This window comes from Variovorax sp. MSC1_012 (genome assembly GCF_023667525.1).
Lineage (GTDB): Bacteria > Pseudomonadota > Gammaproteobacteria > Burkholderiales > Burkholderiaceae_C > Variovorax > Variovorax beijingensis_B.
In genome coordinates this window covers 4,225,055-4,241,341 of the sequence record NZ_CM174443.1, presented here as the reverse complement: position 1 = coordinate 4,241,341, position 16,287 = coordinate 4,225,055, and the positions used below count along the sequence as shown (strand labels likewise).

General features: G+C 68.3%; 14 protein-coding genes. 4 read left to right on the top strand and 10 right to left on the bottom strand.

What is annotated here, in order from left to right; all coding sequences use genetic code 11:
• Positions 1-6 precede the first annotated feature (6 nt).
• The 4 genes from L1081_RS19815 to L1081_RS19800 all read right to left on the bottom strand — a co-directional run bounded on the left by L1081_RS19815 (position 7) and on the right by L1081_RS19800 (position 4,813).
• Positions 7-1,824 (bottom strand): AMP-binding protein, encoded by a 1,818-nt coding sequence (locus tag L1081_RS19815; RefSeq protein ID WP_489413711.1) that lies wholly within the window; start codon positions 1,822-1,824, stop codon positions 7-9.
• A 94-nt stretch (positions 1,825-1,918) separates the two neighbouring features.
• Positions 1,919-2,860: a 3-hydroxyacyl-CoA dehydrogenase NAD-binding domain-containing protein gene (locus L1081_RS19810; RefSeq protein WP_489413710.1), complete on the bottom strand. Its 942-nt coding sequence runs from the start codon at positions 2,858-2,860 to the stop codon at positions 1,919-1,921.
• A 10-nt stretch (positions 2,861-2,870) separates the two neighbouring features.
• Positions 2,871-3,863, bottom strand: a complete 993-nt coding sequence (locus L1081_RS19805) for a tripartite tricarboxylate transporter substrate-binding protein (RefSeq protein WP_489413709.1) — start codon at positions 3,861-3,863, stop codon at positions 2,871-2,873.
• A gap of 23 nt (positions 3,864-3,886) precedes the next feature.
• Positions 3,887-4,813: a 3-keto-5-aminohexanoate cleavage protein gene (locus L1081_RS19800; protein ID WP_489413708.1), complete on the bottom strand. Its 927-nt coding sequence runs from the start codon at positions 4,811-4,813 to the stop codon at positions 3,887-3,889.
• A 132-nt stretch (positions 4,814-4,945) separates the two neighbouring features.
• Between L1081_RS19800 and L1081_RS19795 the strand changes: the two genes are divergently transcribed.
• Positions 4,946-5,656, top strand: a complete 711-nt coding sequence (locus L1081_RS19795) for a cyclic nucleotide-binding domain-containing protein (protein ID WP_489413707.1) — start codon at positions 4,946-4,948, stop codon at positions 5,654-5,656.
• Positions 5,657-5,665: 9 nt separating this feature from the next.
• Here L1081_RS19795 and L1081_RS19790 read toward each other — a convergent pair whose 3' ends face one another.
• Positions 5,666-7,468 (bottom strand): NAD(P)-binding domain-containing protein, encoded by a 1,803-nt coding sequence (locus L1081_RS19790; RefSeq protein WP_489413706.1) that lies wholly within the window; start codon positions 7,466-7,468, stop codon positions 5,666-5,668.
• 220 nt (positions 7,469-7,688) lie between these two features.
• On the opposite strand from L1081_RS19790, the gene L1081_RS19785 reads away from it, so the two are divergent.
• Both L1081_RS19785 and L1081_RS19780 read left to right on the top strand, forming a co-directional pair.
• A complete protein-coding gene (locus L1081_RS19785; protein WP_489413705.1) occupies positions 7,689-8,333 on the top strand; it encodes a TetR family transcriptional regulator in 645 nt (214 codons plus the stop codon).
• Positions 8,330-9,544 (top strand): nucleotide disphospho-sugar-binding domain-containing protein, encoded by a 1,215-nt coding sequence (locus L1081_RS19780; RefSeq protein WP_489413704.1) that lies wholly within the window; start codon positions 8,330-8,332, stop codon positions 9,542-9,544. The genes L1081_RS19785 and L1081_RS19780 overlap by 4 nt, the downstream gene beginning before the upstream one ends.
• A gap of 6 nt (positions 9,545-9,550) precedes the next feature.
• Here L1081_RS19780 and L1081_RS19775 read toward each other — a convergent pair whose 3' ends face one another.
• On the bottom strand, positions 9,551-11,482 hold the full coding sequence (locus L1081_RS19775; protein WP_489413703.1) for a sigma 54-interacting transcriptional regulator: 1,932 nt from the start codon (positions 11,480-11,482) through the stop codon (positions 9,551-9,553).
• 232 nt (positions 11,483-11,714) lie between these two features.
• Between L1081_RS19775 and L1081_RS19770 the strand changes: the two genes are divergently transcribed.
• On the top strand, positions 11,715-12,800 hold the full coding sequence (locus L1081_RS19770; RefSeq protein WP_489413702.1) for a Shedu anti-phage system protein SduA domain-containing protein: 1,086 nt from the start codon (positions 11,715-11,717) through the stop codon (positions 12,798-12,800).
• Positions 12,801-12,886: 86 nt separating this feature from the next.
• Here the strand turns inward: L1081_RS19770 and L1081_RS19765 are convergent, their stop codons facing one another.
• Genes L1081_RS19765 through L1081_RS19750 form a run of 4 tightly spaced genes read right to left on the bottom strand, consistent with a single transcriptional unit; the run spans position 12,887 to position 16,177 of the window.
• Positions 12,887-13,588: an ATP-binding cassette domain-containing protein gene (locus L1081_RS19765; protein ID WP_489413701.1), complete on the bottom strand. Its 702-nt coding sequence runs from the start codon at positions 13,586-13,588 to the stop codon at positions 12,887-12,889.
• Between the two features lie 2 nt (positions 13,589-13,590).
• Complete coding sequence (locus tag L1081_RS19760; protein ID WP_489413700.1) at positions 13,591-14,340, bottom strand: ATP-binding cassette domain-containing protein; 750 nt, start codon at positions 14,338-14,340, stop codon at positions 13,591-13,593.
• Positions 14,337-15,308: an ABC transporter permease subunit gene (locus L1081_RS19755; protein ID WP_489413699.1), complete on the bottom strand. Its 972-nt coding sequence runs from the start codon at positions 15,306-15,308 to the stop codon at positions 14,337-14,339. The genes L1081_RS19760 and L1081_RS19755 overlap by 4 nt, the downstream gene beginning before the upstream one ends.
• Complete coding sequence (locus tag L1081_RS19750; protein WP_021004792.1) at positions 15,305-16,177, bottom strand: branched-chain amino acid ABC transporter permease; 873 nt, start codon at positions 16,175-16,177, stop codon at positions 15,305-15,307. The genes L1081_RS19755 and L1081_RS19750 overlap by 4 nt, the downstream gene beginning before the upstream one ends.
• Positions 16,178-16,287 lie beyond the last annotated feature (110 nt).

Here is a 16,287-nt window from a genome sequence, read left to right as displayed (position 1 = left end):
TTTCAGTCAGTCGCGCAGCCGGATGACCTGCAGGTCGTGATCCGCGCCGGCATGCAGCCGCGCCACCTCGGCCGCGCGGCGCGTGAGCACCGCGCGCTGGTTGATGTAGCCCTTGTCGGTGATCTCGCCCGCGTCGAGGCTCGGCGGTTCGCTGAGAACCAGCGCACATGCGGGGCATTGCGAGGAGCCCGCACCTTCGCTGCGCAGCGTGCGAAGCACTTCGGCGATGCGCCCGGCCAGCGCCTGCGGCGCGAGCGAAGCGGCCTGCGGGCTGGCAAACACCAGCATGCCGATCTCGTCGCGGTCATGGCCCGTGAGCACCACGTCCTGCACATGCGGCGCCAGCAGCGAGACCAGTTTCACGCGCAGCGTGCCCACCGAGACCCAGGTGCCGCTCGAGAGCTTGAAGTCCTCGGCCACGCGGCCGTTGAAGATCACCCCCTGCGAGGGCTCGGTGGGATTCGCAAGAAAACCGGCATCGCCGATGCGGTAGTAGCCCTCTTCGTCGAAGGCCTCCGCCGTTTCGCGCGGCGCATGGCGGTAGCCCGGGAACACCGAGACGCCCTTGACGCGCATCTCGAGCTTCTGGCCGTTGGGCACGAACTTGAGTTCGAGCCCCGGCAGCGGCGCGCCGATGCAGCCCGCGCCATCGAGCTTCCAGTGCGCCGAGGTGATGGCCGGCGAGGTCTCCGTGGCGCCCCACGAGGTGGTGAGCCACAGCGGGCGCTCGGGCCGCACGCGCTGCGCCACGGCTTCGAGCCGCTGCCAGGTCGAGGGCGCGAGCGCCGCGGCCGCATAGAAGGCCAGCCGCAGCCGCGAGAGCACTTCGCGCGCGAGCGCATCGTCGGCTTCGAGAAAAGGCAGCAGCATGTCGAAGCCGCGCGGCACGTTGAACAGCAGCGTGGGCTTCACCTCGCGCAGGTTGCGCATGGTCTTATCGATCAGGCCCGGCGCGGGCCGGCCCTCGTCGATGTAGAGCGCGCCGCCATGGGCGAGCACCATGTGCAGGTTGTGGTTGCCGCCGAAGGTATGGCTCCAGGGCAGCCAGTCGACCAGCACCGGTTTTTCCTGCGCGAGGAAGCGCCAGGTCTGCGCCATCATCTGCTGGTTGGCGCAGAGCATGCGGTGCGTGTTGATCACCACCTTGGGCTTGCCGGTGGAGCCCGAGGTCAGCAGGTACTTGGCGTGGGTGTCGGGCAGGATGGCCTCATAAGCCTGCATCACGGCGGGTGTCTCGCGCGCCTGCAGAAGTTGCGCAAAGGGCAGGGCGCCGGCATGCGTGTCGGCATGGCGGCTGAACACCGTGACCGCCTCGACGCCGCAGCCCGCGAGCGCGCCGCCGTAGATCCTGGCGTCCGAGGCGTAGATCAACGCGGGTTGCAGCGCCTGCAGCATGCCGTGCAGCCGCGATGGATCCCTGGCCAGGCGCGAGTACGCGCTCGACAGCGAGCACGCCGTGCGCCCGATGTGCATCGCCGCGAGCATCAGCACCGCGTGATCGATCGCGTTGTCCGAGAGGATCACGACGGGCTTTTCGGCCGGCAGCTTCAGGTCGAGCAGCGCCTGCGCGACGGCACCCACGGCCTGGCGCAGCGCGCGGTAGTCGAGCTTGCGCCAGCCTTCGCCGTTGTCGTCGCGCTCCGCGAAGGCCAGCGCCTCGGGTGTCTCGCGTGCCCAGCGCTCCAGCCATTGACCGATGCAGCGCGCATACGGCTTGAGCACCATCGGCGATCGCAGCGCGAAGGAGCCGTCGTCGAAGTCGATGCGCACCGTGCGCGGCGGGGCGATCTGGCTTTCGTCCAGGAGGAAATCGTCGTTGGTCATATGCGGTCGCTGCCGGGCCGCCCCAAAGCGAACCGCGCCTCCCCCACGGGGGGTGGCGAAGCACACGAAGTGGCAAGCCGGGGGGCAGTCATTTCTAGTCGAGTCTGCCGGTTTCGGACTTCGCGCGAATCAGGTCCAACAGCAGGATGTCGCGCGCGGCCTCGAGCTCGGCCACGCGACGCGCGCCCAGTTCCTCGGCCACGCCCTCGGCCACCTTCTGCTTGAGTTCTTCCGTCATCGCCGGCGCGCCCAGGTCCTTCCACCAGTCCTCGATCGGGCCGCCCAGGTGCGCGAGCACATGTTCGATGCCGCCCGCGCCGCCCGAAAGATGCAGGTTCATGAACGGCCCCATCACCGCCCAGCGCAGGCCGGGGCCATGCGCAATGGCGGTGTCGATGTCGGCCACGCTCGCTACGCCTTCATCGACCAGGTGGAAGGCCTCGCGCCAGAGCGCGGCCTGCAGCCGGTTCGCGATGTGGCCCTTGACCTCGCGCTTCACGTGGATCGGCCGCTTGCCGATGGCGGCGTAGAAGGCCATCGTGCGTTCGATGGCCTGGGCCGAAGTGCGCTCGCCGCCGACCACCTCCACCAGCGGGATCAGGTGCGGCGGATTGAAGGGATGGCCCAGCACCACGCGTTCCGGATGCTTGCATTCGGCCTGCACCGCGCTGATCGCCAGCCCCGAGGAGCTCGATGCCAGGATGGCGTGGGCCGGCGCGGCCTCGTCCATGCGCCGGAACAGGTCGACCTTGAAATCCAGCCGCTCGGGGCCGCTTTCCTGGACGAAGTCGGCCTGGGCCACCGCATCCTCGAGCCGCGCGTGAAAGTGCAGACGCCCGGCCGAGGCGCCGGTGGCCAGGCCGAAGCGCTCCAGCGTGGGCCAGTGGGCGGCCACGGCCGCGCGCAGCCGCGCCTCGGCATCAGGGGATGGGTCGGTGGCCTCCACGTCGAGGCCGCGCGCGAGAAAGTAGGCGGCCCAGCTGGCGCCGATGACGCCGGTGGCAACCACCGCCACGCGTTTAGGAGTCGGGTCCATCTGCATCGCCTCAGGAGTCGGCCGTGAAGCCGATCTTCTTGACCAGCGGGCCCCAGCGCTCGGCCTCGGCGCGCTGCGAGCGCGCCATCTCCTCGGCGGTGGAGCCCTGGGCGATCAGGCCGACCACGGCCAGGCTGTCCGTCACCACCTTTTCCTTGATGGCCGCGTTGATCGCCGCATTGGCCGTTGCCACCACGCTGGCCGGCGTCCTGGCCGGGGCGTAGAAGCCGAACCATTCCTCGGTGGTCAGCTCGGCGAAGCCCTGTTCGGCAAAGGTCGGCACTTCGGGTGAGAAGGGCGAGCGCGCCTTGCCCGAGGTGGCGAGCAGCCGCAGCTTGCCGGCCTTGTGGTTGGGAATGAAGTCGCCGCTGGGCGTGACCATGGCGGCGATCTGGCCGCCCACCACGTCGGTCACGCCCGGGATGGAGCCGCGGTAGGGCACGTGCTTGAGATCGACCCCGTTGTTGAGGCCCAGCAGCGCGCCGATGAAGTGCGGCGTCGAGCCGGCCGCGGGCGAGCCGTAGCTGGCCTGGTTCGGGTTGGCCTTGGCCCAGGCGAGGAAGTCCTTCACCGTGCGCACCTCGGGCGGCACCAGCGGGCCGACAGCGAGGCCGTGGTGCATGACGGCGGCGATCGACACCGGCACGAAGTCCTTGGCCGGGTCGTAGCTGAGCTTGCCGTAGATGTGCGGATAGATCGAGGTGCACGAGAAGGGCGACAGCGCCAGCACGCTGCCGTCGGCCGGCGCGCTCTTGAGGGTTTCCAGCGCGATGCGCCCGCCGGCGCCCGGCTTGTTCTCGACCACGGCCACGTTGCGGGAATAGGCCGAGCCCGCGAGCTTTTCGCCCACGCGGCGCGCCACGCTGTCGCCCGCGCTGCCGGCCGGGAAGCCGTAGTAGATCTTGACCTGTTCGAGCGCCTGGGCCAGCGCGGCCAGTGGCGAGAGGGCGCCCAGCGCAGTGGCTGCGCCGAGCGTGTGGAGGAAGTGGCGGCGGGTGTTCATGGGATGTCTCCTTGGGTTGTTCTTCAGCGCGGCGCGAATTCGGGTCGCGGGCCGCCCTTGCGCGGCAGCCCCATCATCTGCCTTGCTTCGGCCGGCGTGGCCACTTCCATGTCGAGCTCATGGATGACGCGCACGATGCGTTCGGTGAGCTGCACGTTGGTGGCCAGCTCGCCGTGGCGGAAGTAGAGGTTGTCTTCGAGCCCCACGCGCGCATGGCCGCCCAGCAGCAGCGCCGCCACGTTGGCTTCCAGCTGCGAGGGGCCGATGCCGCTCACGCCGAAGATGCTGCCGCGCGGCAGGGTGTCGACCATCATCTGCAGGAAGCGCGGCGAATACGGCATCGCATTCTGGAAGTTGCGGTGCACGTTCATCACCAGGTTGATGAAGTAGGGCTCGTCGTCATGGCCCTCCTCGATCAGCGTCGTTGTGTCCTGCAGGATGTGCGTGGGGCTGAACACCTCCCACTCGGGCTTGATGCCGCGCGCCTTCATGCCGGCGGCGAGCTCGCGGCCCTTGGTAATGGGCGTGTCCATCAGGATCTGCCTGCCCTCGAAGCTCAGGTTCAGCGTGGTGGCGTCGAGCGTGCACATCTCGGCGCCCGCGTCCATGCCCTTGATGCGCTCTTCCCAGGCGATCTCCCAGCGATCGCCGGCCAGAGGCTTCACCATGTCTCCGTGCACGCCGCCGCCGGTGGAGTTGTTGATGACGATGTCGCAGCCGGCGTTGCGGATGCGGCTGTTGATGTCGCGGTAGACGTCGGCGCTGCAGGTGGCGCCGTCATCGGGGCGGCGCGCATGGATGGCGGCCACGCTGGCGCCGGCGTTCCAGCAGCGCAGCACGTCGGCCGCGATCTCGTCGGGCCGGGTGGGAAGGTGGGGGTTCTGCGACTTGTGCGCCATGCCGCCGGTGGGGGCGATGGTCACGATCACTTTGCGCTTGGACGACGACATGCTCCGGATCTCCTGGGGTGTCTTCTTTCATGAGGGGCGCGCTATTATTTTTGGCGGCGCAGGCACACTCAGTCATTGCGACGACATTTGGGCTCAGGGTTTACGCACCCGGGCCCCAGGAGCTCTCATTTCATGGCCACGACGAAGCCGGCCTTCAAGGCGGCATCGCTGACGATTCCCCAGTTGCTGCAGCGCTCGGCCTGGTATCCGCTGCTCGACGAAACGGCGCGCGAACGCGTGCTCGACGAGATCCGCGAGGTCGAAGTCGCGGCCGGCGCCGCGCTGTGCCGGCGCGGCGATACGCCGCTGCACTGGTACGGCACGCTCGAAGGCTTGCTCAAGTGGTCGATCACCTCGAGCGACGGCCGCTCGGTCACCTTCGGCGGGCTGTCGGTGGGCAGCTGGTTCGGCGAAGGCACGCTGCTGCGCGGCGCTCCGCGCTCGGCCGATGTCATTGCGCTGCGGCCGAGCCGCGTCGCGCAGCTGCCGGTCGAGACCTTCGAATGGCTGCACCGCACGCAGCGCGGCTTCGATCACTTCCTGCTGCAGCAGCTCAACGAGCGGCTGCACTGGTTCATGGGCAACTACGCGGCGCACCGGCTGCTCGACGCCGACGGCCAGGTGGCCCGTGCGCTGGCGGGGCTGTTCCATCCGTGGCTGTATCCGGGCAGCGAGCTGCACCTGCAGACCTCGCAGGAGGAGATCGCCAACCTTTCCGGCGTGTCGCGCCAGCGCTGCAATGCGGCGCTGAACCGGCTGAAGGAAGCGGGGTTCCTGCGGATCGAATACGGCGGCATCACCGTGATCGACCTCGAAGGGCTGCGCCGCTTCATCAGCGAATAAGCCGCCTGCTCACCGCGTGTGGAAGGACGGCGCGCGCTCGTACACCGGCGTGTCGATGCCTTCCATGCGCGCCTTCAGCTGCAGCGCCAGGAACTGCGAGTAGTGGCGCGACTGGTGCAGGTTGCCGCCGTGGAACCAGAGGTTCTCGACCTGCGTGGGCTTCCACATGTTGCGCAGCTCGCCCTCCCAGGGACCCGGGTCCTTCGGCGTGCCGGAGCCCAGGCCCCAGCACTTGCCCACCTTGTCGGCGATCTCGGGCGAGATCAGGTCGGCCAGCCAGCCGTTCATCGAGCCGTAGCCGGTGGCGTACACCAGCAGGTCGGCCGGCAGCTCGGTGCCGTCGGTCAGCGTGACCGAGCGCTCGTTCACCCGCTCGATGTTCACGCCGCTCTTGAGGTGGATGCTGCCGTTGGCCACCAGCTCGGAGGCACCCACGTCGATGTAGTAGCCCGAGCCGCGCCGCAGGTACTTCATGAAGAGCCCGGAGCCATCGACGCCGAAATCGAGCAGGAAGCCCGCTCTCTCGAGCCGCGCGTACAGGTCGGCATCGCGCTTCTTCATCTCCTCGTACACCGGGATGTGGAAGGTGTGCATGATCCTGTAGGGCACCGAAGCGAAGATCAGGTCGCCCTTGTGGTGGTCGATGCCGTTCTTCACTGCCTGCTCGGAGTAGAGCCCGCCCAGTGCCAGCTCCATCAGCGACTGCGACGGCGCGATGTGCGTGGATGAGCGCTGGATCATCGTCACGTCGGCGCCGTGTTCCCACAGCGCCGCGCAGATGTCGTGGGCCGAGTTGTTCGAGCCCAGCACCACGCACTTCTTGCCGGCATAGGCCTCGGGCCCGGGGTGTTGGCTCGAATGGTGCTGGTCTCCCTTGAAGTTCTCTGCGCCCGCGATCTTCGGCACGTTCGGGTAGCCCGAGACGCCAAGCGCGAACACCAGCTGCTTCGGCCGCAGCACCACCTGCTTGCCTTCGCGCTCCACCGTCACCTCCCAGCGCTGCGTGGCCTCGTCGAAGCGGGCCTTCTTCGCGGTGGTGGAGCTCCAGTAGTTGAGCTCCATGATCTTCGTGTACATCTCCAGCCAGTCGCCGATCTTGTCCTTGGGCGCGAACACCGGCCAGTCGTCGGGAAAGGGCATGTAGGGCAGGTGGTCGTACCAGACCGGGTCGTGCAGGCACAGCGACCTGTAGCGCTTGCGCCAGGAGTCGCCGGCCTTCGCGTTGCGCTCCACGATGATGGTCGGCACGCCCAGCCGGCGCAGCCGCGCGCCCAGCGCGATGCCGCCCTGGCCGCCGCCGATGATCACCACCTCGGGCTGCTCGGTGTAGCCGAGCGCGGCCTCTTCGTCGCGGCGCTTCTCGAGCCAGTTCTTGCGGCCCTTGTGCACGCCGTGCTCCGCGCCCTTGACGCGGTTCTCGCCGGTCTTTTCCTCGAAGCCCTTGAGCTCGGTCATGGTGGTGAGCAGCGTCCAAGCCTTGCCGCTGCGCAGCCGAAGATGGCCGCGGCCGCGCGCCACGCGGGTCTCGAAGCTGAACCAGGCATCGACCACGCCGTCGACCTCTGTTGCCTCGCCCTCCAGCGCGAAAGCCGCGGGTTGCGTGTCGGCCAGCCGCGCCTGCAGCATCGCGCGGATGGCATCGGCGCCTTCCTGCGTGCGGATGTTCCAGGTGAAGGCGACGAGGTCGCGCCAGTAGCTGTCGGCCTCGAACAGCGAGACGGCCGCGTCGACTTCGCCGTGCGCGAGGGCGGCGGCAAAGTCGGCGAGCCAGGTGGCGGCGGCCCGGGTGGGGCCGGTGGTCGGGTCTGTCATTGCATGTCTCCGTGTGTCGTTGAACGAATCGCGGCGCGGCAAGGCGCACGCGGGGTTCGTGGCGCAGCTTTCGTGCCGTGCGGGACAGGGCGAAGAATCAACGGCTTGGCGGGGGTTTTGTCGCCGGCGCTTGTCGCTGTCTCACCGAGACTGAGACAAGGCATGAGAATTTGAACGACGTTTAAAATTGGACGAAGTTTAAATTCAAGGGCCCTGCACCGTGACAGAACTCGACCCCCCCGGCCGCCGCGAGCGCCGCCGCACCCAGACGCTCGACCACGTGGCCTCCACCGCCATGCGCCTGTTCGAAGCCCAGGGCTACGACGCGACCACCATGGAGCAGATCGCGCAGCAGTCGGACGTGGCCAAGGGCACGCTCTACAACCACTTTCCGACCAAGGAAGCGATCCTGGCGCACTGGGTGCACCTCGAGCTCGAGGCCGATGTGCAGCGCCTGCACGAAGCGGTCGACCCGAAGGCGGGCTTCGCGGTGCAGCTCGCCGGCCTGCTCGACGCGTCGGCCGAGTGGTCCGAGCGCTACCGGGCCTACCTGCTCGACTACTTCCGCTTTCGCTTCCTCAACATCGAGAGCGAACTCGGCGGCGGCGACCGCAGCACGCCGCGCGACCTGTCGGGACTGTTCGAGGCGATGATCGCCGCCGCCCAGCAGGCGGGCACGCTGCGCACCGACGTGTCGGCCGCGCACCTCGCGAGCCTGCTGCACCATCTGTACTTCGGTGCGCTGATGCGCTGGCTCACGCTGCCTGGCCTCGTGCTGCGCGACGAGTTCGCCGTGGTCGTCGATCTCTTCTTCGGCGGCGCACGCGTAGCCCCGAAACCTCCTGCGAGGAGGCGCTCCTCATGAAAATTGCCGTGCTCACCTACGGCACCGAGGGCGACGCCCGGCCGCTCGCCGCGCTGTGCCGCGCGCTGGACGACGCGGGCCATGCATCGGTGCTGCTGGCGGACGCGACCACGCTCGGCGCGGCCGAACGGCTCGGCGTGCGCTCGCAGGCGCTGGCCGGCGACATGCGGCAGGCCCTCGGCGGCGTCATCGCGCAGGGCGATAAACCGGCCGCGGCCGCGAAGGCGCTCGCGGACATCGCCAATGCCAACGCCACACCCTGGCTGCGCCAGACCGTCGAGACTGCGCAGGGCTGCGACGCGGTCGTCTGCGCAGGGCTCGCGGCCTTCGTGGGCCTGTCGGCGGCCGAGGCGCTGGGCGTGCCCGCCATCGGCGCGGGCATGTTCCCGCTTACGCCGACGGCCGCATTCGCCTCGCCCTTCCTTCCGCCCACACGCGTGCCGCGCTTCCTGAACCGCGCGAGCCACCACCTCGTCAACGGGCTGCTCTGGCGCGCCTTCCGGCCGGCCGTGAATGCCGCGCGCGCCGAGGTCTGCGGCCTGCCGCCGCGGCGCCGCCTGTGGACCACGCACGCCGTGCTCTACGGCTATTCGCCGAGCCTGCTGCCGCGCCCGGCTGACTGGCCCGCCAACGCCGCGGTGTGTGGCCAGTGGCTCGCGCCCGCGCCCGACTGGCAGCCACCGCCGGCGCTGCGCGACTTTCTCGCCGGTGGCGAGGCGCCCGTCTACATCGGCTTTGGCAGCATGACGGGCTTCGACAAGGCGCGGCTGCTCGCGGCCCTCGTCGAGGGCGTGGCCGGCCGGCGCGCGGTGCTGCATCCCGGATGGAGCGGCCTGGATGCGCGGCAGCTGCCACCGAACTTCCACGCCGTCGGCGACACCCCGCACGACTGGCTGTTTCCGCGGGTGGCGCTGGTGGTGCACCACGGCGGCTCGGGCACCAGCCACTCGGCCGCGCGCGCGGGCGTGCCCTCGGTGGTCGTGCCGTTCGCGGGTGACCAGGCCTTCTGGGCGCACCACCTCGCGCAGGCGGGCGTGGCACCGCCCGCTGTGGCGGGTGCCCGGTTCGGCGCCGAGGACCTGGCGCGCGGCATCGCGTTCGCGCACGACCCGCAGGTGCGCACGCGGGCCCAAGCGCTGGGCGAACGGATGCGCGCGGAAGACGGCCTGGGCACGGCCGTCCGCGCGATCGAGCAGATCCTGGCGCGTTAGAGCAGGTCAGCCGCGCTGCGGCGCCACGATGCCGAAGCGCTTCATGTGGCGGTACGCGGTGGCGCGGCTGATGCCGAGCGCCTGCGCGGCCCGCGCCACATGCCAGCGATGGCGCTGCAGCGCGTCGAGCAGGCGCGTGGCGTTGGCGGCGCTGTCGCCGTCGTCGGTCGGAGAGGGCGTGGCGCCGCAGGGGTCGAGCGATGGACGATGCGGCGCCAGGCGAAGCTCTTCGGGCGTGATGCCGGCGCCCGTGCAGAGCGCGAGCGCCAACCGCAGCACATTGCGCAACTCGCGCAGGTTGCCCGGCCAGTCGTGCGCCATCAGCCGCAGCATCGCGGCTTCCGAAAGCCGCGCGGCCGAGCCCATCGCCGCGGCCTCTTCATTGAACATCGCCTCGATCAGGTAGCGCCGGTCGCCCCGCGCGCGCAGCGGCGGCAGCTTCAGCACCGCGCCGCACAGCCGGTAGTACAGGTCCTCGCGGAAGCGCCCGGCCGCGACCAGCGCCGGCAGGTCGCGGTGCGTGGCCGCCACCACGGCAAGGTCCACGCGCTGCGGCGACTCCGCCCCCAGCGGCAGCACCTCGCCTTCGGACAGCACGCGCAATAGCCGCGTCTGCAGCGCCATCGGCATGTCGCCGATCTCGTCGAGGAACAGCGTGCCCCGGTCGGCCTGCGCGATCAGCCCCTTCATGCCCTTGGCGCGGCCGCCGGTGAAGCTGCCGGGCGTGTAGCCGAAGAGCTCGCTCTCGATCAGCGAATCGGGAATGGCCGCGCAGTTCACCGCCACGAAGGGCATGGCCGCGCGGCGGCTCGCGCCGTGCATGGCGCGAGCCAGCACTTCCTTGCCGCTGCCGGTTTCGCCTTCGACCAGCACATGGATGCCGCGGTCCACCAGACGGCGCGCCTGCGCGAGAAGCTGCTGCATGGCCGGGTCGTCGCCGGCGATGCGCGCGAGCGGCGGCAGGCGATCGGAAGGACGGGCCGTGCCAGGCGCTGGCGCTGCCGCCCGCCGCATGCGCGGCGCCAGCAGCGAGGCGTGGTATTCGCCGCCGCCCGGCAGCAGCACCGTGTGGGCGAAAGGCATGGCCAATGCGCCGCCATTGCCCAGGCGCCAGACCGCGTCCATCGGCATGTGCAGCAGCTGCGACACCTCGCGGCCCAGCGGGTTTCCGGCCAGGGCCTGCCGCGCACCGCTGTTGGCGCCGACCACCGTGCCGCCCTCGTCGAAGGCCAGCATCAGCTCGCCGACCACGTCGACCAGCCCGTAGGCCGTGCCCAGCCGCAGGATCCAGTGGCCGCGGAAGCTGCGCAGGAAATCGGCGTCCTCGATCATCCGCGCGTAGATCGACACCAGGTGCCGCACCAGGTGCTGGCTCTCCCGGGCCTCGGGCGAGCGCAGCGCCGAGACGTCGAGGATGGCCGTGAGCTTGCCGCTGTGGTCGAACAGCGGCGCCGTGGTGCAGGTCAGCGCGATGTGCGTGGCATCGAAGTGCTCGGTCTGGTGGCAGGTCATCGGCTGGCGCTCGACCAGGCAGGTGCCCACGCCGCAGGTGCCCGCGTGGGCCTCGTTCCAGTCGGCGCCTAGGTAGAGGCCGGCGCGGCGCAGCTGGTCGTCCCAGGCTGGGTTGCCGATGTAGTCGACCGTGATGCCTTCGGCGTCCGTCAGCAGCACCATGTAGCCGAGGTCCGCGACGCGGCGGTAGATGTCTTCCATGCCGGCGCGCGCCGCGCGCAAGAAATGCTCCAGCTGCTGCTGGTGCGCGCGCAGCTCCTGCGCCGGCAGGATGCGCGCGGGGCTCGGCTTCGTCGGATCGAGCCCGTGCTCGCGCACGCAGCGCGCCCACGACTTGTGGACCAGGCTCGCCGCCGGATCGGCCAGCGCCGTGCCGGTGGCGATGGAGTAGACGTTGTCGATGTGACGCGATTGCAGGGAAGTCATGCGCAGCCTCGTGCGTGGAGTGGGCGCGGCACTGGGAGGGGCCGCGCAGCCGGACATGATTCGGCTGTCGCACTGTCGCAGGACAGAGGTGAAACCCGGTGGGTTGACTTGATCTGTCCGCTTTTCGCTTGCTCAAGAAGAAATTTTCTCAACTTAAGACAGCACGTCGTCGCCAAGACAGGGCTTGCTACAAACTGTAGAAAAGTAACCCCATCAATTCGCGAGGCGCAGGATGAAGCTGTCGGACTTCATATTTCAGTTCCCTATTGGCATCGCTCACACGAGGCAAGGCCTTTGTCGCGTCCGCACGTTCTTTGGTCCTCAAAGTGGCGTCACCGCGCTTCTGACGGATCTCGGTGAGTTTGTTGTTGGGTCGTCGATAACGAACTCCGTTGAACACATTCACCAAGCACTGCTACTGCGCGGAATGATTCAGCCCGACGCGCGTGTCATCGAGCACTACGAGAGGCACGATGGCGGAGGGGGATCGTTCTCGGGGGTCAGCTTTGGACCCATGGGCGATCCGTCGTGGGCGCGGATGTCCATGCAAGACGTGCTGTCGACTCTTTCTTGTGATTCAAGCGAGTTCAAAAGCTCGACAGCGATGAATCTGCGGTTGGTCGCGGAAATCGAACGTCTGCGAAATGCAATCGATCCCTTTGCTGATGCGCCATGGTTGGAAGAACCCGAGATCGTCAACCGACGGGAAACCATAGAAAGCGGAATGATCTCCAAAGCCATGCTTTCTCAGCTGGTCAATGCGGGCGCAACGGAACGACAGTTTCAGGAATTGTTGAAGCGAGACCCTTCCTTCTTCGGGGAGGTCTACGGAGATCCCCATGAGGAGTACATCGTCCTTTCAGAGTATCCGCTGGCCGATGGATTCATTGACTTCGTTGTCTTCACGGGGCGCTCACGGATGGAGGTCGTGCTGATAGAGATCAAAGGAGCGGATTTCTTCCTGGTAAACGACGACAGCTATGCTGAGTTCTCGCACAAGGTCAACCAAGCGGCGGGCCAGATACGACGTCGGATCGGGGACATCTACAGAGACATGTCGACGTTCCGGCGCTACGCCCACAAAGTACGGCACGCGGTCGAGTCAGGCGCTGCTCGTCACGGCGCCTTCATGGGACCGCATCCGAAGTTGTTGGTCGACTCCGACAAGGACATCGAGATTCGCTCGGTGGTTATCGGTGGCCGGACACGCGACGACTTCTCCGAGAGCAAGAAGCGGCACGATTTCGAGCACGGCATGTCGCCGCCCATACGCATCGAGTCATGGGACACATGGATTCGGAAACTTCAGCGTCAGTGAAGTCCCTGCATCGCAGGCCGCCTGAAACCTGTCTGTAGACAGTTGGAAGCGGCGGGCCGTAGCGTTGCGCATGGCCCTATGGACCTTCAAACGCCCAGCAGTTCTTCCAACACCAGCGGCTGCCCCAGCAGGTCCGCCGACGTCCCGTGCCGCACGATCTGCCCCTTCTCCATCACCACCGCCAGGTCGGTGTGCGCGAGCACCTTGCGGTAGTCGCGGTCGACGATCAGCGTGGCGATGCCGGTCGCGCGGATCTCGCCGATCACGCGCCAGATCTCGGCCACGATCAGCGGCGCGAGGCCCTCGGTGGCCTCGTCGAGGACCAGCAGGCGCGGGTTGGTCATGAGCGCGCGGCCGATCGAGAGCATCTGCTGCTCGCCGCCCGAGAGCTGCTGGCCGCCGTGCGAGAGCCGCTCGGCCAGCCGCGGAAAGGTGGCCATCACGCGGTCGAAGGTCCAGGCGCGCCGGCCGTCGATGCCCGCGCGCTCGCTCATCACGAGGTTCTCGCGCACCGAGAGATTTGGAAAGATGCCGCGGCCCTCGGGCACGTAGCCGATGCCGAGACGCGCCATCTTCTCGGGCGGCCAGCCGGTGACGGTGCGGCCATCGACCTGCACTTCGCCCGACGCGGGGCGCACATAGCCCATGACCGTGCGGATCAGCGTGGTCTTGCCCATGCCGTTGCGCCCGAGCAGGCCGACCGAGGTGGCGGCCGGAATGCCGGCATGCACGCCGCGCAGGATGTGGCTGTTGCCGTAGCAGGTGTTGAGATCGCGGACGACGAGCATGGTCAGTGATCCTCTCCAAGGTAGGCGGTGCGCACTTCGGGGTTCTCGCGGATCGATTTCGGATCGCCGGTCGCGATGACCGTGCCGTTCACCATCACCGTGATGCGGTCGGCAATGCGGAACACCGCATCCATGTCGTGCTCCACCAGCAGGATCGCGTGCGTGGCCTTCAGCCGCGCGAGCAGGGTCAGCATGCGGTCGGTTTCCTCGGCGCCCATGCCCGCGAGCGGCTCGTCGAGCAGCAGCACGCGGGGCTTGGTGGCCAGGCACATTGCCACCTCGAGCTGGCGCTGCGCGCCGTGGCTCAGCGTGCCGGCGATGCGCAGGGCTTCGTTCGAAAGGCCCGCGGCCTCGAGTGCCGCATCGGCCGCCGCATTGCTGGCCGCGCAGCGCCCGGACGACTGCCACACCGTCCAGGGCCGCGCCGTGGCGGCTTGCGCTGCGAGGCGGCAGTTCTCGTGCACGCTGAACTCCGGGAAGATGGTCGTGCGCTGGTAGCTGCGGCCCACGCCGGCACGCGCGCGGCGCCACTGCGCGCGCCGCGTGATGTCGACACCGTCGAGCGCGATGCGGCCTTCGGAGGCTTCGATCTCGCCCGAGAGCATGTTGATCAGCGTCGACTTGCCCGCGCCATTGGTGCCGATCACCGCATGGACTTCGCCGATGTGCAGGTCGAGCGTGATGGCGTTGACGGCCGTGAGGCCGCCGAAGCGGCGCGTGAGTCCTTCGACGGAAAGCAGTGCGGTCGTCATGCAGCCCCCTTCGGCGAGAGCCGCTTTGCCAGCCCGATCAGCCCCTTGGGCAGCCACGCCACGAACACGATGATCGCGATGCCCAGCGTCAATTGCCAGTGGTCCGCCAGCGGCCCCATCACGGCGTGCGTCGAGAAGATTTCCTTCAGCAGCGTGAACGCAATGGCGCCGATGACCGCACCGCGCAGGTGGCCGAGGCCGCCGAGAATCACCATCAGCAGCACCTCGCCCGAGTTGTGCCAGGCCATCAGCTCGGGGTTGACCACGCCGTCGCGCGAGGCCAGCAGGAAGCCCGCAAGCCCCGCCAGTGCACCCGCCAGCACGAAGGCCGCGAGCTTGTAGCCGTACACCGGGAATCCCGCCGCGCGCATGCGCTGCTCGTTCACGCGGATGCCCGCCAGCGCCGCGCCGAAGCGCGAGCGCCGCACCAGCGCCAAGAGGCCGTAGGTGAACACCAGCGATGCGAGCACCACGTAGAACAGCACCATGCGGTTCTCCAGGTCGAGCTTGCCGATGGCCGGCCGCACGTACAGGTAGATGCCGTCGCTGCCGCCGCCCACCTTGGTGTCGTGGAACACGAAGAACGCCATCTGCGCGAAGGCCAGCGTCACCATGATGAAGTACACGCCGCGCGTGCGCAGGCTCAGCGAACCCACGAACAGGGCATAGAGCGCCGCCGCGCCCATGGCCAGCGGCAGCAGCAGCGCGAGGTTGCCGCCCTCGTTGCCCGAGGCCAGCACCGTGACGTAGGCGCCGATGCCGTAGAACGCCGCATGGCCCAGGCTCACGAGCCCCGTCATGCCGACCAGCAGTTCGAGGCTCAGCGCGAAGATCGACAGGATCATCACCTTCACGACGAAGTCCGAGACGTAGTTGCCCATCAACGGGCCGAGCACGCCGATGGCAATGGCGCAGACCACCGGCACGAGAAACGCGCCGCGCCGCATGGAGGTTCCGGTCTGCGTCATGGCCGCCTCCCCATCAGCCCTTCGGGCTTCCAGATCAGCACGATGGCCATCAAGAGGTAGATGCCGATGCCGCTCAGGTCCGCGAAGAACACCTTGCCGAAGGTGTCGACGAAGCCCACCAGCAGCGAGGCCACGAGCGCGCCCGTGATCGAGCCGATGCCGCCGATCACCACCAGCACGAAGCAGATGATGAGCACGCTCGCGCCCATGTTCGGATACACCGAGGACATCGGCGCCGCGATCATCCCGGCCAGCGCCGCGAGCGCCACGCCGGCCGCGAACACGATGCGGTAGAGCCGCTTCACGTCGATGCCCAGGCCCCGCACCATGTCGCGGTTGCTCGCGCCGGCGCGGATCATCATGCCCAGCCGCGTGCGGTTGACCACCCAGTACAGCGCCACCGCCAGCACGATGCAGGCGGCCGAAGCGAAGAGCCGGTACCAGGGATAGCTCATGACGTTGCCCAGCGCGAAGCTGCCGTCCAGCCAGGCCGGCACCTTCACGCCATGCACGTCGTTGCCCACGAGGATGGAGCGCAGCTCCTCGAACACCAGGATGAGCCCGTAGGTCATCAGCACCTGCTGCAGGTGGTCGCGCTGGTAGAGGTAGCTGAAGAAGGCCCATTCGAGCAGGTAGCCGAAGATGGCCGCCAGCACCACGCCGGCCACCAGCATCAAGAGGAACTGGTCGCCGAACAGCGGCGCGAGCGCGAACGCCATGTACGCGCCGATCATGTAGAAGCTGCCGTGCGCAAGGTTGATCACGCCCATGATCCCGAAGATCAGCGTGAGCCCCGAAGCCACCAGGAAGAGCAGGAGTCCGTACTGAACCGAGTTCAGGCACTGGACAAGAAAGGTGCCGAAATCCACGTTAGGTCATCCCGGTAGGGGCTTAAAGAAAGAGCGTGGCGCGAAAGCGCCCGCGATGTTCGTGAGACACCGCGGAACCGGCTCCGCCGGGCCGCAGGTGTCGCCCCCTC